Genomic DNA, 20,163 nt, shown 5'->3' on the forward strand with positions numbered 1-20,163 from the left:
CTTCCGCGTTCGGTCAGTGCGCGAGGAAATCGAGCACGCGCGTCAGGTCGCGGGTGTCGATTGTGTGCGGTGCGGCCGCCCGCACCTTCGGCTTGGCGCAGAACGCGATACCGAGTCCGGCGGCGCCGATCATCGGCAGGTCATTGGCGCCGTCGCCCACCGCGACGGTCTGGCGCATGTCGATCGCGTTGCGCTGCGCCCAATCGTGCAGCGCCCGCAGTTTGACGTCTTTCGTGACGATCGGCCCGGTGACGGTGCCGTCGAGCGTGCCGGTCGCGTCATTCAGGCCGAGTCGGTTGGCGATCCAATAATCCAGGCCTGCTTCGCGGGCGAGCCGGTCCACGATCTCGTGGAAGCCGCCCGAGACGACGCCCACCTTCCAACCATGCGCATGCAGGCGTTCGATGAGCGGCAGCGCGCCATTGGTGAAATGCAGGCGCGCATACACGTCGTCGAGCCTCGAGGCGGGGAGTCCTTCCAGGAGGGCCACACGCGCATGGAGCGCCTCGGCGAAATCGAGTTCGCCGTTCATCGCGCGCGCAGTCACGTCGGCGATGCGCTCGCCGACGCCGGCCGCGGCGCCGAGCTCGTCGATGACCTCCTCGTCGATGAGCGTGGAATCCACATCCATCACGAGCAGTCCGGGTGTGCAAAGTGTGGGCATATTGTCAAGGACTTGCAAAGGTTGTACGCTCATGCGTTCGATTGTCGAAAAACGTTGGGACAATCGAACCATGCACTTTTCCGTTATCCTTGCACAGACACCTGTCGACCAACAACTCGTGTGCGCGACCGGTTCGGACGGCCTGATCGGCTCGATGACCGCATGGCTCGTCTCACTGATGGAAAGCGTCGGCGGCGTGGGGGTGGCGCTCGCCATCGCCCTCGAATCGATCTTCCCGCCGATCCCCAGCGAGATCATCCTGCCGCTGGCCGGGTTCACGGCGGCGCGCGGCAGCATGGGGCTCATCGCCGCGATCATCTGGGCCACGATGGGCTCGCTGCTCGGCGCATGGACGCTCTACGGCATCGCGCGCTGGTTCGGCCTGCACCGCATCCATGCGGCGGCCGACCGCATCCCCGGCGTGCAGCGCGCCGATGTGGACAAGGCGAACCGCTGGTTCACCAAATACGGCACGTGGTCGGTGCTGCTGGGGCGTGTGATCCCTGTGGTCCGTTCGCTCATCTCGATCCCCGCCGGATTCAACCGCATGAACTTCATGCAGTTCTCGCTGTGGACCTTTGTGGGCTCGGCGGTCTGGAACACGATCCTCGTGACCGCCGGCTACATGCTCGGCGACCAATGGTGCTCGATCCTTGGTGTGCTCAACGTCTTCGAAGACGTGATCATCGTGGTCTTCGTGGCGGTGCTCGCGTTCTTCGGCGTGCGTTGGATTCGCAATCTGATACGCGAGCGGCGAAGTAAAGGCGACCATGCGTAGTATGAACCTACGCGTACAGCGTTGAAGTCATGGCCGGATGGGGCCGTCCCCAGTACACTGGAGGCGGGAACCATCCGGCTTTTTCCATGGAAATCGGGGTGCAATGGACGAACAGGAGAACCTGGCGCAATTGAACGACCGCCTGCAGGCGAAGAACCACGCGTTGGCGCAGGCGTTGACACGCGCCGGCGAAGAGCTCGCTAAAGCCAAGGCGCAGCTCGAACAGTTCGCCCAGCCGCCGCTCACGTTCGCCGCGATGCTGCGGCTGGACCGTTGTTCGACCGATTCGCATGGGGTGCAGCACGCGTGTGCCGAGGTGTTGCACGGCAACCGCCGCGTGGTGCTGCCGGTCGCGCCCACCGCCAACGCCGCACGGCTCGCGCCAGGCATGACACTGCTCGTCAACGAGAACATGGTCGTCGTCGGCACGGCGGCGGCCGACCGCTGCGGCGCGGTGCGCCAGGTCGACGAACTGCTCGACGACGGCCGCCTCATCGTCTCCGACGCTTCGGGCGCCCGCATGGTCGTCGAACGTGCGCAGGACCTGCACCATGCGCGCATCGGCGGCGCCGACCGCGTGATGCTCGACGCGTCGGCGCGCTTCGCGGTGCAGGTGCTGCCGCGTGAACACACCGACACCCTCGTGCTCGAAGAGACCCCTGACGTCACCTTCCACGACATCGGCGGTCTCGACGAGCAGATCGCCACGATCAAAGACGCGGTGGAGCTGCCGTTCACGCACCGCGACCTGTTCGCGCGCTTCGCGCTGAAGCCGCCGAAAGGCGTGCTGCTGTACGGGCCTCCCGGCAACGGCAAGACGCTGATCGCGAAGGCCGTGGCGCACTCGCTGGCGCAGGGCGCGGGCGGCAGCGGCGTGTTCCTTTCGGTCAAAGGCCCGGAACTGCTCAACAAATACGTGGGCGAATCCGAACGGCTGATCCGCCTCATCTTCGACCGTGCGCGCGAACGTGCGCACGACGGCCGCCCGGTGATCGTGTTCATCGACGAGATGGACGCCCTGCTGCGCACACGCGGCTCCGGCGTATCCTCGGACGTGGAGACGACGATTGTGCCGCAGTTCCTCGCGGAACTCGACGGCGTGGAGCGGCTCGACAATGTGATTGTGATCGGCGCCTCGAACCGCATCGACATGATCGACCCGGCGGTGCTGCGCCCGGGCCGGCTCGACGTGAAGATCAAGGTCGACCGTCCTGGCCCCGAACAGGCGCGCCGGATCGTGGCCCGGTACATCACCGATGCGCTGCCGCTCGCGCCCTCCACAAGCGCCGCGCAGCTCGTTGATGCACTCGTCGACGATGTCGTCTCGCCGTGCCGTGCAGTCGCCCGTGTGCGCGACGAACACGGCGACTGGAGCACGCTGCTGCTCGCCGATGTGATGTCGGGCGCGATGCTCAAGAACATCGTCGACCGCGTCAAGACGAAGGCGGTCAAGGAGTCGGTGCGCCAAGGGCACGATGTGCCGGTCGGCCTGGCGCTCGTGCACGCGGCGGTCGACGAGGAATGCGATTCGGCGCGTGCCACGCTCGCCGAGGTCAATCTCGAGCAGTGGGTGCGCACCAACGGCTTCGACGCGCGGCGCATCACCGACCTGCGCGTGCTGCCGGCGCAGGCGGTGGATGAAGCGGAAGACATCTACGGAATGGAGCAGGCATGAGTGTACGGCGCATCATGGGCACGGAGACCGAGTACGCGGTCAGCGGCGCGCCAGGCGGCAACCCGGTGCAGTGGTCGTTCGACGTGGTGGCCGGGGCGTCCAGCCCGCGCACACGGCACATCCGCTGGGACTACCGGCAGGAGGACCCGGTCAATGACATGCGCGGCATGCGCCTAGACCGTGCGAGCGCGCGCGCCGACATGCTCACGGACGAACCGCAGCCGCATGTGACGAATGTGATCGCGCCGAACGGCGGCCGCATCTACGTCGACCACGCGCACCCCGAATATTCGGCGCCCGAAACGGACGACCCGTTCACAGCGGTCATTTACGACACGGCGGGCGATGTGCTGCTGGAGCGTGCCGCGCGGCAAGCGGGCGGCCTGCAGCTGCACCGCAACAACGTGGACGGCAAAGGCGCGAGCTGGGGCACGCACGAAAACTACATGCTGAGCCGGTCGGTGCCATTCGGGCAGGTGGCCGCGCTGATGACCGCGCATCTGGTGACGCGGCAGATCTACACCGGTTCGGGGCGCGTGGGCATCGGCGAGCGCAGTGAGACGGCCGGCTACCAGTTGAGCCAACGCGCCGATTATGTGCATATGAAGGTGGCGTTGCAGACCACATTCGACAGGCCCATCATCAACACGCGCGACGAACCGCACGCCGACGCGGGCCTCTTCCGGCGTTTGCATGTGATCGTCGGTGACGCGAACCGCATGGATGTGCCGCGCGTGCTCAAACTCGGCACGACGAGCATGCTGCTGTGGGTGTGCGAGCACGCCGAGCAGGCGGGCATTGATTTGGCTGGCGAACTGGAGGCACTGACGTTCGCGGACCCGGTGGATGCGATGCACCGCGTCTCGCACGACCTGACCTTGGCGCAGCCGCTGCCGATGGCCGGCGGCGGCGCGATGACCGCGTGGCAGGTGCAGGTGGCGCTGCAGGCGCTCGCCTATGAGACGGCCGCGGCCGTGTACGGCACCGACACACGTGGCGAGCCGATGTGGCCCGACCGCTCCACGCGGTCGGTGATGGCCATGTGGAAGCAGGCGCTGCTCGATGTGGCGCGGATTCGGCACGCCGACGAAAGCGAACGTTTGCAGCTCGAGGCTGAGGCTGCGCGCATCGAATGGCTGAGCAAATGGCAGATCATCGAACGTCTGCGCCTGCGGCTGCACCCCAACGAATCGTTCGACGAGAGCCTGCATGACGCGCGGCTCGCCTCAGTCGACCTGCGATGGGCGAGCTTGGACCCGCAGACCTCGATCTTCGACCGGCTGCGCGGGCGCACCGAGCGCACATGCACCGACGACGATGTGCGTGAGGCGTGCAATGAGCCGCCGGCGGACACGCGCGCGTGGCTGCGCGGCATGGTGGTGGACCGCTACCCGGAGCAGATCCGTGCCGTGTCGTGGACGCGCATCACCACAACCGACGACCACGAAGGACGGCAGTGGACGCTCGATATGAGCGATCCGCACGCCTATACCCGAACGCAATGCGCCGATGCCGTGGCGCAGGCGCCCAACGCGTGGCAGCTCATCGCCGCGCTGTGTCAACAGGATGCGGCATGATTGCAAACGTTGTCTCAATAATGGGAGCCAGATCTCGGTTCCGTGTGCAAACCGGTATAGTGGTGCCCGATGCGGCGATGTCCCCAGTGACCGCGCTGCATCGCTGCGCGTGTGTGCATACCAAATCAGAAAACGGGAGGCTGCGATGACGCAGGGATTACGCGATCTTGCCATGCAAGCCGCTGCCATTGCGCAGGACGCCGGCGAACATGCGCTCACCAACCAAGTGACGCCGAAGGACCTGTCGTCGTTGTATTCGTTGACGCGCGACTATTCGCGCGGGCTGACCCTCGACACCCAATTGGCGCAGTTCATCTACAACCGCCTCACCTACATCGACGCCTTCCAGGGAAAGTGGAGCGACCGGCCGGAACATGGCGCGTCCGGCGACCGTTACTGGTGCGTCGGCGGCATCGACGGCGTGATCAACTACACGCGCAACATGGCGGAATGGGCGATCACGATCTCGCTGTTCGAATTCAACGAGCATGATGTGGCGCAGCCTATCCTCGGCGTTGTGCATGCGCCGGCCCTGAACCTCACCTACATCGCGGCGCGCGGCGAGGGCGCCATACGCATCCGGCGCACGCCGTTGGGCGACAAGCGCGAGAAGATCATGCCCTCAACCACGCCGCACCTCGAAGGCTCGGTTGTCAGCTTCGGCATGTCGTTCAAATCCAACGAATCCAAATACGCGCTCGACGTGGTGTCGGACATCGCCGGCAAACCCGCCGACATCAAACGCATCGGCCCCGTCTCGCTCGACCTGTGCAAGGTAGCGGACGGTACCTACGACGCCTACTTCGAGCCGTTCCTGCATCAATGGGACGTCCCCGCGGTGTCTGCTGGCGCCGTGGTGCTGTGGGAAGCCCAAGGGTTGCTGAGCACATGGTCGGGCGATCTGGTGCATTGGCGCAGCGAAAACAATGTGGTGGCCTCGAACGGCCTGATCATCGACGACCTGCGTCCATATCTGATGCGTGAATTGAATCAGGAACCAAGCGCGCCGGACGCATGAGCGCCGGCGCCCAACCCCTCACGAAAGTGAACAGCAATGCCTCAGGAACATGCTAACGCACAGGAATCCGCCCAGCACCACGAGCACGATGAGGCCACCCGGCGTGTGGCCTCCGAAGCCAATGTGGACAGTCTGGACGCTGTGCTCGACGACATCGAATCGGTGCTGGAAAGCAACGCCGAAGCGTATGTGAACGGGTTCGTGCAGAAAGGCGGCGAGTGATGCCCCAGCTGCATGACAGCCGCAGCCGCCACTCCACCTCAACGCAGCCATCGGCCACGGCCGGTGGCTGCGACCGTATTTTCGGGCTCGAAACCGAATACGGGTTGAGTGTGGGCGGCGCCGACCGGCCGTTGGACATCAGCCAGGTGGCCATGACGATGTTCCAGCCGGTCGTGCAGCGCGAACGCTCCACCAACACGTACCTCGACAACGGGTCGCGTCTGTATCTCGACGTCGGCTCGCACCCCGAGTACGCCACCGCCGAGGCGCGCACGCCGTTCGACGCGATGCTCGCCGACGCCGCCGGCGAATCGATCATGCGCACGATGGCGCTCGAGACGCAGGCCCGTCTGCGTGCGCAGGCGGGGGAGCGCGCCACGATTCACCTGTTCAAGAACAACGCCGACAGCGCCGGCCACTCCTACGGCTGCCATGAGAACTATCTGGTGCGCCGATACGTCGACCTGCGCGCGATCCAGACCCAGTTGCTGCCGTTCCTCATCACACGGCAGATCTACACCGGCGCCGGCAGGTTCGACGGCGACCACTGGACGTACACGCAGCGCGCGCGGTTCGTGGACGAGACCGTGTCTTCGGCGACGACGCGTTCGCGGCCGATGATCAACACACGCGACGAACCCCACGCCGACCCCGAATCATTCCGGCGCCTGCATGTGATCATCGGCGACTCGAACCGGTCGCAGTGGGCCACCATGGTCAAATGCGCGACGACGCACTTGGTGCTCAGTGCCATGGAGCACGCCGCTCGCACCGGCGTGCCCAGCGGTCTGGAACGCCTCGAGATGACCGACCCCGTGCAGGCGAATCTCGAGGTCAACGAACTCGGGCCGGACGCCATGATCGATCTGGCGGACGGCACGCGCATGAGCGCGCTCGAGATGCAACGCCTCGCATGGCGGGTCATCGAACGGTTCACACACAGCCATGCGCACGAGCTCGACGCGTCGCTGCAAGGTGACCCGGTGTGGACGCCGCGCAGCGTGCTCGACGCATGGCGGTGGGTGCTCGACCGGCTGGAGGCGCGCGACATTGACGCGCTCGCGCAGGTCGTGGATTGGGCATGCAAACGCCGGTTCTTTGCACGGCTGGAGGAGCGCGGACCGGTCGACCCGATGCGCGTTGCGCAGCTCGACCTGGACTACCATGACGTGGCCAACGGCACGCTGTACGAAGCGATGGTGCGCCATGGGCTCATGCGCGTGTATGCGGACCCGCAACAGGTGGCGCACGCCGTGCACACGCCACCCGAGCGCACGCGCGCGGTGCTGCGCGGACGCTTCGTGCAGCGCGCGCAGCAGGCCGGTGTGCGGCATGTGTGCGATTGGACCCAGGTGCAGGTGCTGGAGCCGGAGAAACGCACTGTGCAGCTGCTCGACCCCTTCGACAGCGAAGGCACGCCGGAATACCACGATCTGATGGCGTCGCTTGCGTAACGCGGCGCCATCAAGGCACAAAAAAAGACCCTGACCGTCGGTGGTCAGGGTCTGCACGCAAGATGCGTGGGTTCGCCTAGGCGAACATCGTCACTCGGTGACGGCCTTCTTGAGCAGGGAGCCAGCGGAGATACGCACGCCGTAGGTGGCCGGGATCTCGATGGTCTCGCCGGTGCGCGGGTTGCGGCCGGTGCGGGCGGCGCGCTTGACGCGCTCAGCGGAGAACAGACCGGTCAGCTTCAGGCCTTCGCCGGACTTCATGGCCTCGACGAACACATCCTGGAATGCGTTGACGGCGGCCTCAGCCTGAGCCTTGGTCAGGTGGGACTTCTGAGCGATCTTGGTGACGAGATCAGACTTGTTGTATGCCATGTGAGCATCCTTCTTGGTTCAGGGGCCGCCCTATTGCTCGGGCGGCCACAGGTTCAGTTATGAATCTTAGCGCATAAATGTGGTGAAACCCGCGATTTGATGGGGTTTTGAGAACTTTTTTCGCGTTTGGCCTCTTTTTGTGGGCCGATCGGGGCAAATCAGATCAGATTATGCCGGTCGAGCCACTTCATGGCAAGCGCGCCAACGGGTATGCGCAGCCAGTAGAACGCGATGCGGTAGACGAGCGTGGCCGAGATCGCGATCGTGGACGGCACGCCGACGGCGGTGAACGCCACCGAAAGCGCCGCCTCCACCGCGCCCAGGCCACCGGGGGTCGGCACCGCCGAACCGAGTGTGTTGGCCAGCAGGAAGATGAAGGTCGTCTCGATCGGGTTGGTGTGGTAGCCGAACGCAAGCAGCGCCGCCCAGAATCCGAAGCCCGTGGCCAAGTTGAGCAGCAGGCCGCCGGCGGCGCAGATGGCCACTTCCTTGGGCTGTGTGAGCGTCTCGAGCAGGCTGCGGGCATATGCCTTGGCGATCGGCAGGTATTTGTCGGTCACCTTCTTGCGCACCGGCGGGATCGCCATGGCCACCGAGACGATCAACGCCACGCCGGCCACCACGAAGATGAGCATGTTCGTGGGGATCATGCCCGAAAGCGTACTGCGCCCGTTGACGATGCCGATCACGAGCAGCAGCACGATGGTCACCGCCGCCTGCACCGCCCACACGGCGCTCATGATCGCCGTCGCCACGGTGCTCCGGTAGCCGCTTTTGCGCAGGAACTGGAGGTTCACGAACGCGGGGCCGATGCCGGCGGGCATCGACACGGCCGTGAATCCGGCGGCCATCTGTGAGCACAGCAGGCCGAGCGGATTGCGTCGGTCCGCATTCATGAAGCCGCCGAGCGAGACTGCGGACCCCACCCAGGCCAGGAAGCTGAAGCCCATGACCAGCAGCATCATCCAGATGTTCGCGTCACGGGCCGCCTTGATCATCTCGTTCGGCTTCATCTGCGTGAGCACCACGCCGACGGCGATCACGAGCAGGGTGATCGCGAAGAACGAGCGCGCGTTGAAACGCGAGAGCGTGACCTGCTCAAGCGATTCCGAGACCTCTTCCGGGGCGAGCGCGCTCATCGTCTTGCGCAGCTGTTCGAGCAGCGTCTTGTCCCAACCGGGCAGTGCGCGCGTGGCGGCCGGCACCGCGGCCTTCTGCACGAACGGGATGAGGTTGATGAGCGTGGCGTCGCCCCACGCCTCGCGCGCCGCGGCCACCGTGCGTTCGACGCCGAACACCGTGGCGAACAGCGAGAGCAACTCCACTTTGTCAAGCGCCACGTTCGTGGAGCCGCTCGCGTAATCGCCGTTCTGCCAGCCGCACAGGAACAGTGTCCCGTCGTCGAGGCGTGCCAGGGCGTTCTGCGTGATGTTGCGGTGGGTGAAGCCGCGGCGGTGCGCGGTGTTGATGTAGCGCATCAGATGGCGCATGTCGGCGTCGGTCATCGCCTGCACGTCGCACGGCGTGGCCTGCGGGGACTCATGCAGCACGAGCACCGAGGATTCGCCGGAGTCGGCGACACCGTAGGGGCGCAGGGTGGTGAGCCCCAGGTCGTGCACGCCCAGCATCATCGCGTAATGGTGGTGGTTCGCGCTGATTGCGGAACGGTCGTGGCGCACCGCCACGCCGCTCAGACGGATGAGCTGCCAGATCTGGTTGAGGTAGCCGGCGAAATGCCGTTGGTTGTCGAGCACCGAGACCACGTATGGGGTGCCGTCTTCGTCACGCAGTTCGTAGATGCGGGAATTCTCCACCATGTCGTCTTCGAGCGTGGCATACAGCACATGGTCGGCGGCCTCGTCGAGGTGGCGGCGGCGCAGTTCGCGCGGGTGCAGGCCGATCGACTGCAGTGCGTGCACGACCTGCATGCCCCAGATGCCGGTGCTTTGCGTGCCGATTGCGAAGCGCGCGCACAGGCCGACCACACGGCCGATGCAGATCGAGACGATGACGCCGGTCACGGAGTTCCACGAGCTGATGATCAGGAGCACGGCGCCGATGATCAGGATGTTCCAGCCCCATTTGATCGAGGAGCGTGTGCGGCGTGGTCCGGCCGTCGTGAGGAACGCGGCTATGGCCGCATAGAAATCCGGCAGGAGCCACGGACCAGATTCGGTGCCGGCGGATTGCACGGAACTGATGAGCATGGGGCTGCCGTATTGGCTGATCAACGCCGAGGCGCCCCACACCGCCGCGAAGCCAAGGAGGAGGGAACCCACGGAACAGGCTGATTGCAGCCATTCACGGTTCACAATGAGCTGAATGAGCACCATGCCGACCACGATGAGCACGACGAGTTGCTGCAGCAACGACGCCGGAAGGTCAAGCAGCCATTCCACGGCCTTCGCGGCCGTGTGCGCATCCGATTCCACGCCGGTTGTGATGCCCCGCAGGTACAGGGCGAACACGAGCACGAGCGCACCGGCGAGCAACGCGAACGCGGCATGGAGCAGGTCGGCGGTCACATGCGTGCGTTTCGGGGCGTTGTCTGCGATCAGGACATCGGATGCCGTGCCGGGCGCCCCGCCTTGGGCTGCGGGCTGTGTGGCATCCGGATTCGCCACGGGTCTACTCATCTGGTTCCTTTGGTATACGTCCACTCGGTGGCTGGCGGTGGTCGCCGGCCGTGCCTCTTCATTCTAAGTGACGAACCGCCAACAAAGAACGCGGGCCGGCCCCGCCCGCCCCACACGTCGGTGAGGGGCAGTAGGGGCCGGCCCGCGTCCAGACCGGTGTGCGTCAGCGGTCGAAGTCCACGAGCTGTGCCGCGACACCCACATAGGTGGCGGGGGTCAGCGCCTTGAGCCGTGCCGCGGTCTCGCTGTCGAAGTCGAGGGAGTCGATGAACCGCTCCACGTCCTCTTGCGCGATCTGGTGGCCGCGCATGAGCTCCTTGACCTTCTCGTACGGGCGCTCCATGCCCGGGCGGCCGGCGAGCTCGCTCGCGCGCATCGCGGTCTGGATGGGCTCGCCAAGCACCTCCCAGTTCTCATCGAGCTCGCGCTCCATGACCTGCGTGTTCGGGTGGATCGACTTGAGGCCGCCGAGCAGGTTGTTCAGGGCGAGCACCGAATAGCCGAGCGCGGAACCGATGTTGCGCTGCGTCGTGGAATCGGTCAGGTCGCGCTGCCAGCGGGATTCGACGAGCGTGGCCGCGAGCGTGTCGAGCAGCGAGCAGGAGATCTCGAGGTTCGCCTCGGCGTTCTCGAAGCGGATCGGGTTGACCTTGTGCGGCATCGTCGACGAGCCGGTGGCGCCTTTGACCGGCACCTGCGCGAACACGCCGCGCGAGATGTACATCCACGTGTCCACGCACAGGTTGTGCATGATGCGGTTCGCATGGCTGATCGTGCCGTAGAGCTCGGCCTGCCAGTCATGCGATTCGATCTGCGTCGTCAGCGGATTCCACGTGAGGCCCATGCGGTCCTCGACGAAGAAGCGCGAGACCTCGACCCAATCCACGCCGTCGACGGCGGCCAGATGCGCGCCGAACGTGCCGGTGGCGCCGTTGATCTTGCCCAGGTACTGCTGGGCGCGCACGTGCGCGATCTGGCGGCGCAGGCGGTACACGTACACGGCGAGCTCCTTGCCGAGCGTGGTGGGGGTGGCCGGCTGGCCGTGCGTCAGTGACAGCAGCGGCGTGTCGCGGTATTCGTCGGCGCGCGCGGCGAGCAGGTCCACGATCGCGTCGATGCCGGGCAGCCACACGTGCTCGATGGCGTTCTTGACGCAGCGCGCGGTCGACAGGTTGTTGATGTCCTCGCTCGTGCAGGCGAAGTGCACGAGGGTCTTGAGGCCGGTCAGCTGCGTGGGGGCGCCGAGCACGTCGGCGGCGTCGAGCTGGTCGTCGATGTAGTATTCCACGGCCTTCACGTCGTGGTGTGTCACCGCTTCATGCGCCGCGTGGCGCGCGATGCCTTCGGCGCCGAACTCCTCGGGGATGGCGCGCAGGAACGCCTGCTCCTGCTCGGTGAGCGGCTTGACGCCCGGCACGATCGGCTGCCAGTCATTGCCGGCGTAGCCGTTGGCGAGCATGATCATCCATTCGACTTCGACGCGCATGCGCTCGCGGTTGAGCGCGGGCTCGCTCAGGTATTCGACGAGCGGGGCGGTCTGGCTGCGGTATCGGCCATCGAGTGGGGTGAGGGCGATGGCGGGGGAGATATCGGTTAGGTTCATAGCTCCTCACCCTACTAAACACCGTAAACGCCACGCGCGCGCCGTCTCACAGTCGGAAACGGCGCGCCAGTCTCAATCCTCGCCCGGTGTGCGATGCACCATGCGGCCCTGCCAATAGGTGGTACCCACGTAGTCGCCCGCTATCGTTTTACGGAAGTGCTCGTTGTGCTGTTGGACGGCCGGCGACCCTAGGTCCATCGCATGCCCCAAAGCGGCCTCGTGGTATTTCAGGTCATGGGTCAGCCGGTACGGTCCGTCGCTGTCTTCGATGATCCTGCCGGTGCACAGACCGTCGCCACTGCCGTCGGTCACGGTGCCACGGATCGTGACCCAGTGGTCGTTCGCCGGATTGGTGGCGCCGTCGAGCGCCGCCACCAGTTCGTCGTCCATCTCCACGCTGGTCACCCAAGTCCCGGAGCCGATCGGATGGTTGGCGATCGGGGAACCGGCCGTGACCACGTGTTCGATGCGGTAGGAGTCGGCGTAATCCGAGGCGAGCGCGGCGGCCACGATGCCGCCTTGCGAGTGTCCGATCAGCGCCACGGAATCCTCGGGCTGTACCCCCGCCTGCCGCATGGCCTGCACCACAAGGCGCGCGCTGTCGGCGTCGCGCCGCTGGGCGGCGCTGGCACTCATCAGTTCGGCGTTCTGGATCCAACCGAACGGCGAATCCTTCTGGCCGTCGGTGCCAGGGATCGTCACGAGCCACGCCTGCGAACCGTCTTGCCTGCGGTATTGCGAGATGGCGATCGTGCCGTAGGCGAGCCCGTCGTCGCCGGCGTCGTTGGCCTGTCCGAGTCTGCGCAGGTCGTGCAGCGCATCCTGGATGCCGTTTGCCCCACCCACGGCCATGTCGGCGCTGTCCACTTGCCGCATGCGCAACGACGTGCCCTGCACCACGCCGCCCACATGGCTCAGGAACGGTGAGACCACGGCCGCCGTGTCGTTGATCGACTGCCCCGGAAGGTCGGTGAGGGGCGCCAGGCGTCCGCCCGGCCCGCTACATGCGGCGCCGATGCCGGAGACGACCCCCTCCTGCGCCCACGCGGTGGCTTTGGACGCATACGCCCAATTGAACGATCCCTCGGTGGCCCAGCCATAGACGCCTCCGGCCACCGCAAGCGTGCCGACCGCGATGCCGGCGGCCACGGGGTGGTGCACCGCGAACGCGCTCACAGCCCGGTTGACGATGCGTGTGTTACGCATTTCCGCTTCGGCGTAGAGGCTGTGGGCGCGCGCCACCAGATCGGCGAGCTGCGTGCAGTCGTCGGCGAGGGCACGGCACCGCCGCGCCATCACATCGCTCGCGTCGCGCGCCGCGTCGATGCGCGCACGCTGATCGGTATGCACGGGCGCGGACGGTTCGGCGGTCTGCGCGGCGGCGGGGCACCAGACGAGGCGTTCTCGTTGTGCCGCAAGTGTGCAGGCGGCCTGCGTCCAGCGGCTTGCCGACGACGCCATCGCCGCGCTTTGCGCGTTGAGGGCGTCGTGCAGGCGCTGGTATTCCGCCTGATCGGCCACGGTGACGGCACCGCCGTATATCGAGGAGCGAACCTGACGGGTCATGGCAACCCCGCTTTCAGCATGGCGCCCGTCGTGGCGCAGCAATCCAGATGGCCCGCGATCGCGGTGTCGAATTGCCGCATGCGCGCATGGAACATGTCGGCGGCCTTGCCGCTCCATGTGAGCTGCCGGCTCGATACGCTCACGCGGGCAAGGTCGTCCAATGCGCCGGTCGTGGCGGTGGCCGCTGTGTGCATGGTTTGCGCGCATTCGGCCACGATGCCGGTGCAGATGCAGGGTTGGTGGGCGAAGGGGGCCTGCGGCTGCAGGCCGCCACCGAGGGGGAATGATGTGAATGTGCATAGGGGGCGCGTGGCGTGGGGATGGGCGCCGTACGCCCGCCAGGGAACCGTTGTGTGAATCATGCGTCCATTGAACGCGTGCCGTCGCCGTGGCGCCAGCCGGACGGGCCGATGTGGTCGGACGGCCGGAGCATCCCCGCCATGTGGATGGGCGCCTGTGTGGATGCACGCATGCGTGCATCCACACAGGCGCCCATCCGGCAGTCGCCGGTCCACATGCCGTGTGCGGCGGGCTCACCACGGTTTGGCGTCGCCACCGCTCGTGTCGGTGTCGCTGTGGCGCTCGCCGTCGTGTTGCACGGCCTGGTCTTGGGATTCCTGCGTCTGCTCGTTGTTGCGCAGCATCTGCTCGATCTGTTCGCGTTGCTCGTCGGTCAGCGCAGGCTCGCCGCCTTGGCTGTTCGTGGTCGAATCGCCGGTCGTGGCCTGTGGCGTGCTTTGGGTTGTGGCGTCCACCTGCTGCTGCAGGCGTTCGGTCAATGCGCCGCTCACCTGGCTGTTGTGTGCGATCGCGGTGCGGACCGACGGCAGCAGCAGCATGGAGGCCTGCTGCGCTTCGGCCAGCTGCGCGTCGGTCTGCTGTTGTTGGGCGAGCAGCTGTTTGATGTCGCTGTCCGGGGCTGCGGCGTCGCGCAGCGTGGCCGTCAGCGTCGCGGTCGCTTGGTCGTACAGGCCGGCCGCCCGCAGGTTCCATCCGGCGAGCGCGGCGCAGGCCAGCAACGCCACCGCGCACACGCCGAGCACGATGCGCACAACGCGCGTGCGCCGTGGTTGTGGTTGCGATGTCATTGCAGCAGCCTCCTCGATTGCATGTGCCACGCCGCGAACTCCCATGCCGCCACGGCAAGCAGCGCGATGGCGAACGGCCACGTGATGGGCGAGATGCGTGTGCGCTGCTTTTCCGTGGTGCTTTGCCGCCACGAGTTCGCTTCGCCGGTGATCTGCTGCTGGACCACGGTGCCACCGGATGCGGTGAGCAATGCGGTGCCGCTGAGTTCGTCGGCGAGCGACGTGATCTGCGCCTCGTCCATGATCGACACGCCCGGCTGGCCGGTCGACGGGTCGGTGACCCAGGCGCCGGCCTCACTTGTGCCGTCCGCATGCACCTGCGGCACCCGTCCGCCGGCCGTGGACCCCACGCCGATCACGCATGCGTCGTTGATGTAGCGGCGCAATGACGAGAACGTGCGGCGTGCCTTCGGTGTGGTCTGCTCGCCGTCGGTGATCAGGTACAGCACAATCGCGTCGTCGGGGTGGGCGTCGCGCACCGATTTGAGTGTCAGCAGCAGTGTGTCGATCGCGGCGTCCGGCGACGAGCCGGCAGACGTGTCGGTGGGCTCCACACGCAGCGAATCCGCCCAGTTGCCGATCGCGCGCGCGTCCGGCGTCAACGGCACGTCCTGCGTGCCCGAGGCACCGAACGAGACCGCGGCGAAGCTCGAATGCGCATAGGCGGCCGTAATGTCGTCGATCGCCGCCTTCGCCGCGTCCAGACGGCTGATCTGCGTGCGGTCTCCATACGTGGCATCGGCCACGCCCATCGAACCGGTCACGTCGGCCGCGATCACGACGTCGGTCGTGCTCACCGCGCGGCTCGTGGTCGTCGTCGCGATGCTCGGCGTGAGCGCGAGCACCGCGACAAGCACACACATGACGCAGCGGCGCACGCATGCGGCCACGGTCTCGTCGGTGCCTTGCGCGCGCCGTCGCACATGGAACACGACGACGAGCACCGCACACACGAGCATCACCGCGGCCAGCGCCGAACCGGCGACCCATCCCAAGGCGGGCGCCAAGGTGAATCCGCTCATCGCTTCAACCTCCAAGCAACAATCAGCCAGCCGGCGAGCAGCACGGCGATGGCGAGCGTCCACCAGCCCGGTGCGTCCGTCCAATCGGCTTGGCTCGCCTCATCGACCGCGCGGATCTGCCGCCGGTCGATCGCGCGCACCAGATCCGCCACGGAGTCGCCGTCGGACTGCAGCAGGAACGTGCCGTGATGCTGTTCGATGAGGGTGCGCATCTGTTCGGTGGCCTCATCATGGTCGCTCTGCGAGGGGCCTGAAAACAGGCCGTCCACGGTGATGCCGGCCTTGCTCGTCAGGTCGAGCGCCTGCGCGAGCGTATAGGTCTGCGTGCCCGAAACCACGTTGTCGGTGGCCAGCACAATCGACGCGTCGCGCGCCTGGTCGGCCTGCGTGCCGCCGTAGGTGAACCCCGGCAGCATGGCGGCGCAGCTGACAAGGCCATCGCCGATGAGCGACGTGGCGTTCTTGCGGTTCTGCGTGCCGGCGAGCCAGTCGGAGACCTGCTGGTACTGCTGGGCGCTCATCTTGTCGATGTCGTCCTGCGTCTCCACGCCACGCAACAGGTCATCGGCGTGCTCAAGCTGCCGTGCGGCCATCGCGTAATCGTCGGTCAGCGGGAACACGGTGCGCGACGTCGAGTTGAAGATGCTCAGGCCGATGCGCTCGCCCTTGAAATGCGAGATCAGCGTGCGGTAGGTGGCGATCACCTGCTGGTCGTAGGGCAGGGTGGACCCTGAGACGTCGAGGCACAGCACGATGTCGCGGTTCGCGCTGTGCTCGTCTTCGGCCGCCACGCGCGCCGGGCGGCCCACAAGCGCCGCCATCGTGATCAGCGCAAGCACGGCGAGCACCGCGGCCGCACGGTTCCACCGCCGCCACAGCCGCAGCATGCGCGCGCCTTCGTCGGTCCTGAGGTCATCGTCGATGTCGAAGACGGTGGCCTGGGGCAGTGCGCCGTGTCGGTGTGCGTCGAGCGCGCGCACCACGAGCCCGATGAGCGCGCAGGCCGCCACCGCGATCAGAATGGCCCATGGCCATCGCCAATGCAGCATGTCAGCGCCACCTTTCCATGAAATCCCCAACCCAGCCGGCCGCGGTGTGCACGCTGGCGTCGCGCGCCTCGGCGTTCGTCGCGGCGTCGGCGAACTCAGGCGGGTACAGCGCCGCGATCGTCAGACGCAAGGCGTCCCAGTTCGCCGCCGTGCCACCCGTAGGGCGCCGTTCGAGTTCGCGCAGTGTGCTCGTCGAAAGCACGCGACCGCTGTGCGCGGCGGCGAACTCGCGTGTCAACGCGGCAAGACGCGCGTACGCCTCATCGGCTGTGGCCGCACCGGCGTCGTATTGACGCACCACATCGTCCACGCGCGCGAGCCACTGTTGCGTGGATCCGGCCTGCGCGTGCGCGCCTGCCGAAGCGGCGGGCGCACGGCGGGCGCGGCGCCGGCCATACAACGCCATCGCCACGGCACACGCGGCCGCCGCGGCCGCGGCCACGGCGAGCACTGTCCACAGCATGGGCATATCGCCGAGCGTGGCGGACGGGTGCAGGTCGGAGACATCAAGCGCAATCGCGTTCACGCGCGCTCCTTTCCTTGGCGCGCCGGCGTGCGCAACGCGGTGGGGGCGCCTGGCGCGCCGAAACGACTGAGTGAGACCAGACGCACGAAACCCGCGAACATGCGCGCGCTCGACGACGCGTGCATGAGCCGCGCGCCGCATCGGGCGAGCTCCTGCGTGAGGCTCGTGACCTCGAACGCGCGGTGGCGTTCGGTCTCCTGGGCGAGCGCCGCGTTGCGCAACAGCGCCGGCACGCGCCTGCCGCTCGTGCCGTCCACGACGTGCGCGCGCGGCACTCCGTCGAGCGGTTGCGCGGCGAACGGATTGACCGTACCCACATCGATCACGACGAGCGGATGCGTGCGCGCGATGCGACGGATGAGCGGCAGATGGTCGCGGGTGAGCGCCTGCTCGCAGCTCGCGATGACCACGAGTGCGTCACGGTCGCGCAGATGCACGGCGTAATCGAGCAGCGCGTCGAGATTGCGCGCGTGGTCCCATGCGCGGTCGAGCGCGCCGTCGAGCGTGCGCTCGAACTGCGCGAGGCCGCCATGGAACGGCACGCGGGTGATGCTCGCGGCGTCGCCGAGCACAAGCGAGACGTCGTCGCTGCGGCGCAGGCTGAGCGCGGCGAACATGCACAGCGCGTTGGCCGCGACCGCATAGGCCGTCTCGCCCGAAGGGCAGCTTGCCGTCATCTCGCGGCCGGCGTCCATGAGCAGATACACGCGGCCCGAGGCGAGACGCTCGCGCTGCACGACCATGGCGCGGCCGGAGCGTGCGCTGATCTTCCAGTCGATCGCGCGCGCCTCGTCACCGGGCTCATACGGCCGGATGTCGAGCAGGTCGTCGTTGCCGCCGCGCCGGTTCGACCGGTGCTCGCCTTCCAGCACACCCAACGCCTTGGCCACGGTGGGCAGCGACATGGAGGTGCCGAGCGCCTCGATCTTGCGCCGGACGGGGTCTGCCGTGTGCGCGCGGTCGATCATGGGACGGGGACCGCCTTGACGATCGAGTCGATCACCTGGTCGCACGTGACGCCGTCGGCGAGCGCCTCGAACGTGAGCAGGATGCGGTGGCGCAGCACTTCGTGCACATATTGTTTGATGTCTTCGGGCACCACGTAGTTGCGGCCGGCCATGAGCGCGGCGGCCTGCCCGATGCGCACAAGCGCGATCGACGCGCGCGGAGAGGCGCCGAGGCGCACGAGCGACGACAGGCCCTGCACGGGCTTGCTGCCGGCGCCGCGCGAGGTTTCGGACAGGTCCACCGCGTACTTCATGATCGCGTCGGACACATGCACCTGACGTGCGGCACGGCACAGGAAGTCCACGTCTTGGATGCTGATGACGTCGTGGGTCAGCGCCGTGGGGTCGATCGTGTCCGATCCGCGGCGGGTGAGCAGCGCGAGCATGGCGACTTCCTGCTCGGCCGTGGGGTAGGTCATGACGGCTTTCATCATGAAACGGTCCATCTGCGCTTCGGGCAGGTTGAACGTGCCCTCTTCCTCGATGGGGTTCTGGGTGGCGATCACCATGAACGGCTTCGGCAGCGGGATGCGCTGGCCGCCGATTGTGGTGGCGCCTTCGGCCATGGCCTCGAGCATCGCCGATTGGGTCTTGGCGTTGGAACGGTTGATCTCGTCGAGCAGCACGAAGTTGGCGTGGATCGGGCCGATCTGCGTGGTGAAGCGCTGCGTGGAGAAGTCGAAGACCTGTGTGCCCACCAGGTCGGACGGCATGAGGTCCGGTGTGCACTGCACACGCTTGAACGACCCGGAGACGGCGGTGGCCAGGGTCTGTGCCGCGGTCGTCTTGGCGAGGCCCGGCACGGATTCGATGAGGATGTGGCCACCGGCCACCATCGTGGTGATGAGGGACTCGCGCAGGTTCTCCTGGCCCACGAGCGTCTGGGAGAAGCGGTTGCGGATCCGGCCCACGAGCTGCTGGGCGCGGGCCGTGTCGTCGGCGCCCAACGCGGTGGCGGGAGTGGTTGCCGTGGGCGGCGGGGCCATGGGCTGCGGGGCTGGTGGTTGATGGAATAGGGCCATGGAATGCGCTCCATCGGTAGGTCGGATGTTGTGTCGTGTCGTCATTGTAGCGGCAATGGTTGAGCGTGGGGCCGCCACGGGGTTTACAGGCTCCAGTCGATCGGGGTGGCGCCCATGCGCTCGAGGGCTTCGTTGGCACGCGAGAACGGGCGGGACCCGAAGAACCCGCGCGAGGCGGAAAGCGGGCTGGGATGAGGTGAGGCGATGATCGTGGCGTTCGTCAGCAGTGGGGCGAGCGATTGGGCTTTACGCCCCCAGAGAATGGCCACGAGCGGCAGCGGGCGGCCTTGTGCATCCTTGCGGTCGTTCAACGCGCGGATCGCCGCGTCGGTGATCTGCTCCCATCCTTTGTTCTCATGGCTGTTGGGCCGTCCGGCCTCCACGGTCAGGCACCTGTTGAGCAGCATCACCCCTTGCCTCGTCCATGGGGTCAGGTCGCCGCTCGTCGGCGGCGGCACATGCAGGTCGCTTTGCAGCTCCTTGTATATGTTGATGAGGCTCTTGGGCAACGGCTTGACGCCCGGCGCCACCGAGAAGCTCAATCCGACCGGGTCTCCGGGCGTGGGGTAAGGGTCCTGCCCCACGATCAGCACCTTGACGGAGTCGAATGGGATGGTGAAGGCGCGCAGGATGTTGCCGCTCGCCGGCAGGATGCGCTTGCCCTGCGCCTGCTGTTGGCGGATGAAATCGCCCATCGCGTGGATCTGGGGCTCGACGCCTGCCAGTGCATGCGCCCAGCCCGGGTCGATCAGCTCGCTGAGGGGTTTGGTATGTGCAGTGCTCATGGGTTCCACTGTAGCGGGCGGCCCGCAGATCGCCCGCCGTTTCGTGCCCGTTGGTATAGTGGTGGGAGCCCATCGTCTGTTCGGCTAGGAATGGTTGTG

General features: G+C 66.8%; 19 protein-coding genes. 6 read left to right on the top strand and 13 right to left on the bottom strand.

Features of this window, described 5'->3' with window-relative positions:
- Window positions 1-13 precede the first annotated feature (13 nt).
- Window positions 14-697: a phosphoserine phosphatase SerB gene (gene serB / locus PG2093B_RS03500; protein ID WP_242502807.1), complete on the bottom strand. Its 684-nt coding sequence runs from the start codon at window positions 695-697 to the stop codon at window positions 14-16.
- Window positions 698-734: 37 nt separating this feature from the next.
- Between serB and PG2093B_RS03505 the strand changes: the two genes are divergently transcribed.
- The 6 genes from PG2093B_RS03505 to PG2093B_RS03530 all read left to right on the top strand — a co-directional run bounded on the left by PG2093B_RS03505 (window position 735) and on the right by PG2093B_RS03530 (window position 7,388).
- Window positions 735-1,442: a DedA family protein gene (locus PG2093B_RS03505; RefSeq protein ID WP_242502808.1), complete on the top strand. Its 708-nt coding sequence runs from the start codon at window positions 735-737 to the stop codon at window positions 1,440-1,442.
- A gap of 103 nt (window positions 1,443-1,545) precedes the next feature.
- Window positions 1,546-3,117, top strand: a complete 1,572-nt coding sequence (gene arc, locus PG2093B_RS03510; RefSeq protein ID WP_129897320.1) for a proteasome ATPase — start codon at window positions 1,546-1,548, stop codon at window positions 3,115-3,117.
- Window positions 3,114-4,694, top strand: coding sequence for a depupylase/deamidase Dop (gene dop / locus PG2093B_RS03515; RefSeq protein ID WP_165369694.1), 1,581 nt, complete (start codon window positions 3,114-3,116; stop codon window positions 4,692-4,694). The genes arc and dop overlap by 4 nt, the downstream gene beginning before the upstream one ends.
- A gap of 145 nt (window positions 4,695-4,839) precedes the next feature.
- Window positions 4,840-5,712, top strand: coding sequence for an inositol monophosphatase family protein (locus PG2093B_RS03520; RefSeq protein ID WP_129897322.1), 873 nt, complete (start codon window positions 4,840-4,842; stop codon window positions 5,710-5,712).
- Between the two features lie 36 nt (window positions 5,713-5,748).
- On the top strand, window positions 5,749-5,934 hold the full coding sequence (locus PG2093B_RS03525; protein WP_129897324.1) for a ubiquitin-like protein Pup: 186 nt from the start codon (window positions 5,749-5,751) through the stop codon (window positions 5,932-5,934).
- The gene (locus tag PG2093B_RS03530; RefSeq protein ID WP_129897326.1) at window positions 5,934-7,388 is read left to right on the top strand and encodes a proteasome accessory factor PafA2 family protein; all 1,455 of its coding nucleotides are present in this window, start codon (window positions 5,934-5,936) and stop codon (window positions 7,386-7,388) included. Before PG2093B_RS03525 ends, PG2093B_RS03530 begins: the two co-directional genes overlap by 1 nt.
- Before the next feature lie 90 nt (window positions 7,389-7,478).
- Here PG2093B_RS03530 and PG2093B_RS03535 read toward each other — a convergent pair whose 3' ends face one another.
- The 12 genes from PG2093B_RS03535 to PG2093B_RS03590 all read right to left on the bottom strand — a co-directional run bounded on the left by PG2093B_RS03535 (window position 7,479) and on the right by PG2093B_RS03590 (window position 20,064).
- Window positions 7,479-7,760 carry an HU family DNA-binding protein gene (locus tag PG2093B_RS03535; protein ID WP_022857750.1) on the bottom strand — a complete coding sequence of 94 codons (282 nt, stop codon included), beginning with the start codon at window positions 7,758-7,760 and terminating at the stop codon, window positions 7,479-7,481.
- Window positions 7,761-7,918: 158 nt separating this feature from the next.
- Entirely contained in the window at window positions 7,919-10,396 is a 2,478-nt protein-coding gene (locus PG2093B_RS03540) for a lysylphosphatidylglycerol synthase transmembrane domain-containing protein (protein ID WP_129897329.1), read from the bottom strand.
- A 163-nt stretch (window positions 10,397-10,559) separates the two neighbouring features.
- On the bottom strand, window positions 10,560-11,999 hold the full coding sequence (gene purB, locus PG2093B_RS03545) for an adenylosuccinate lyase (RefSeq protein ID WP_129897331.1): 1,440 nt from the start codon (window positions 11,997-11,999) through the stop codon (window positions 10,560-10,562).
- Between the two features lie 72 nt (window positions 12,000-12,071).
- Window positions 12,072-13,565, bottom strand: a complete 1,494-nt coding sequence (locus tag PG2093B_RS03550; RefSeq protein ID WP_129897333.1) for an alpha/beta hydrolase — start codon at window positions 13,563-13,565, stop codon at window positions 12,072-12,074.
- Window positions 13,562-13,927 (bottom strand): hypothetical protein, encoded by a 366-nt coding sequence (locus PG2093B_RS03555; protein WP_129897335.1) that lies wholly within the window; start codon window positions 13,925-13,927, stop codon window positions 13,562-13,564. The genes PG2093B_RS03550 and PG2093B_RS03555 overlap by 4 nt, the downstream gene beginning before the upstream one ends.
- A gap of 171 nt (window positions 13,928-14,098) precedes the next feature.
- Entirely contained in the window at window positions 14,099-14,653 is a 555-nt protein-coding gene (locus tag PG2093B_RS03560; RefSeq protein WP_129897337.1) for a DUF6466 family protein, read from the bottom strand.
- Window positions 14,650-15,675 carry a vWA domain-containing protein gene (locus tag PG2093B_RS03565; RefSeq protein WP_129897338.1) on the bottom strand — a complete coding sequence of 342 codons (1,026 nt, stop codon included), beginning with the start codon at window positions 15,673-15,675 and terminating at the stop codon, window positions 14,650-14,652. The genes PG2093B_RS03560 and PG2093B_RS03565 overlap by 4 nt, the downstream gene beginning before the upstream one ends.
- Window positions 15,672-16,724 carry a VWA domain-containing protein gene (locus tag PG2093B_RS03570; protein ID WP_129897339.1) on the bottom strand — a complete coding sequence of 351 codons (1,053 nt, stop codon included), beginning with the start codon at window positions 16,722-16,724 and terminating at the stop codon, window positions 15,672-15,674. Before PG2093B_RS03570 ends, PG2093B_RS03565 begins: the two co-directional genes overlap by 4 nt.
- 1 nt (window position 16,725) lies before the next feature.
- Window positions 16,726-17,250, bottom strand: a complete 525-nt coding sequence (locus tag PG2093B_RS03575; RefSeq protein ID WP_129897340.1) for a hypothetical protein — start codon at window positions 17,248-17,250, stop codon at window positions 16,726-16,728.
- A complete protein-coding gene (locus tag PG2093B_RS03580; protein ID WP_129897341.1) occupies window positions 17,247-18,218 on the bottom strand; it encodes a DUF58 domain-containing protein in 972 nt (323 codons plus the stop codon). Before PG2093B_RS03580 ends, PG2093B_RS03575 begins: the two co-directional genes overlap by 4 nt.
- Window positions 18,215-19,279, bottom strand: a complete 1,065-nt coding sequence (locus PG2093B_RS03585) for an AAA family ATPase (protein WP_129897342.1) — start codon at window positions 19,277-19,279, stop codon at window positions 18,215-18,217. The genes PG2093B_RS03580 and PG2093B_RS03585 overlap by 4 nt, the downstream gene beginning before the upstream one ends.
- Window positions 19,280-19,362: 83 nt before the next feature.
- Window positions 19,363-20,064 (bottom strand): uracil-DNA glycosylase, encoded by a 702-nt coding sequence (locus tag PG2093B_RS03590; protein ID WP_129897343.1) that lies wholly within the window; start codon window positions 20,062-20,064, stop codon window positions 19,363-19,365.
- Window positions 20,065-20,163: the final 99 nt, after the last annotated feature.

It is taken from the genome of Bifidobacterium pseudolongum subsp. globosum, assembly GCF_004155535.1.
GTDB lineage: Bacteria > Actinomycetota > Actinomycetes > Actinomycetales > Bifidobacteriaceae > Bifidobacterium > Bifidobacterium pseudolongum_C.

What these genes read in the sequence shown, in the direction of transcription:
- PG2093B_RS03520 (WP_129897322.1), top strand. Translation starts at nt 4,840, where the DNA reads ATGACGCAGGGATTACGCGATCTTGCCATGCAAGCCGCTGCCATTGCG.
- PG2093B_RS03560 (WP_129897337.1), bottom strand. Translation starts at nt 14,653, where the DNA reads ATGACATCGCAACCACAACCACGGCGCACGCGCGTTGTGCGCATCGTG.
- PG2093B_RS03555 (WP_129897335.1), bottom strand. Translation starts at nt 13,927, where the DNA reads ATGATTCACACAACGGTTCCCTGGCGGGCGTACGGCGCCCATCCCCAC.
- PG2093B_RS03505 (WP_242502808.1), top strand. Translation starts at nt 735, where the DNA reads ATGCACTTTTCCGTTATCCTTGCACAGACACCTGTCGACCAACAACTC.
- PG2093B_RS03565 (WP_129897338.1), bottom strand. Translation starts at nt 15,675, where the DNA reads ATGAGCGGATTCACCTTGGCGCCCGCCTTGGGATGGGTCGCCGGTTCG.
- PG2093B_RS03550 (WP_129897333.1), bottom strand. Translation starts at nt 13,565, where the DNA reads ATGACCCGTCAGGTTCGCTCCTCGATATACGGCGGTGCCGTCACCGTG.
- PG2093B_RS03570 (WP_129897339.1), bottom strand. Translation starts at nt 16,724, where the DNA reads ATGCTGCATTGGCGATGGCCATGGGCCATTCTGATCGCGGTGGCGGCC.
- arc (WP_129897320.1), top strand. Translation starts at nt 1,546, where the DNA reads ATGGACGAACAGGAGAACCTGGCGCAATTGAACGACCGCCTGCAGGCG.
- purB (WP_129897331.1), bottom strand. Translation starts at nt 11,999, where the DNA reads ATGAACCTAACCGATATCTCCCCCGCCATCGCCCTCACCCCACTCGAT.
- PG2093B_RS03540 (WP_129897329.1), bottom strand. Translation starts at nt 10,396, where the DNA reads ATGAGTAGACCCGTGGCGAATCCGGATGCCACACAGCCCGCAGCCCAA.
- PG2093B_RS03580 (WP_129897341.1), bottom strand. Translation starts at nt 18,218, where the DNA reads ATGATCGACCGCGCGCACACGGCAGACCCCGTCCGGCGCAAGATCGAG.
- PG2093B_RS03525 (WP_129897324.1), top strand. Translation starts at nt 5,749, where the DNA reads ATGCCTCAGGAACATGCTAACGCACAGGAATCCGCCCAGCACCACGAG.
- dop (WP_165369694.1), top strand. Translation starts at nt 3,114, where the DNA reads ATGAGTGTACGGCGCATCATGGGCACGGAGACCGAGTACGCGGTCAGC.
- PG2093B_RS03535 (WP_022857750.1), bottom strand. Translation starts at nt 7,760, where the DNA reads ATGGCATACAACAAGTCTGATCTCGTCACCAAGATCGCTCAGAAGTCC.
- PG2093B_RS03585 (WP_129897342.1), bottom strand. Translation starts at nt 19,279, where the DNA reads ATGGCCCTATTCCATCAACCACCAGCCCCGCAGCCCATGGCCCCGCCG.
- serB (WP_242502807.1), bottom strand. Translation starts at nt 697, where the DNA reads ATGAGCGTACAACCTTTGCAAGTCCTTGACAATATGCCCACACTTTGC.
- PG2093B_RS03530 (WP_129897326.1), top strand. Translation starts at nt 5,934, where the DNA reads ATGCCCCAGCTGCATGACAGCCGCAGCCGCCACTCCACCTCAACGCAG.
- PG2093B_RS03590 (WP_129897343.1), bottom strand. Translation starts at nt 20,064, where the DNA reads ATGAGCACTGCACATACCAAACCCCTCAGCGAGCTGATCGACCCGGGC.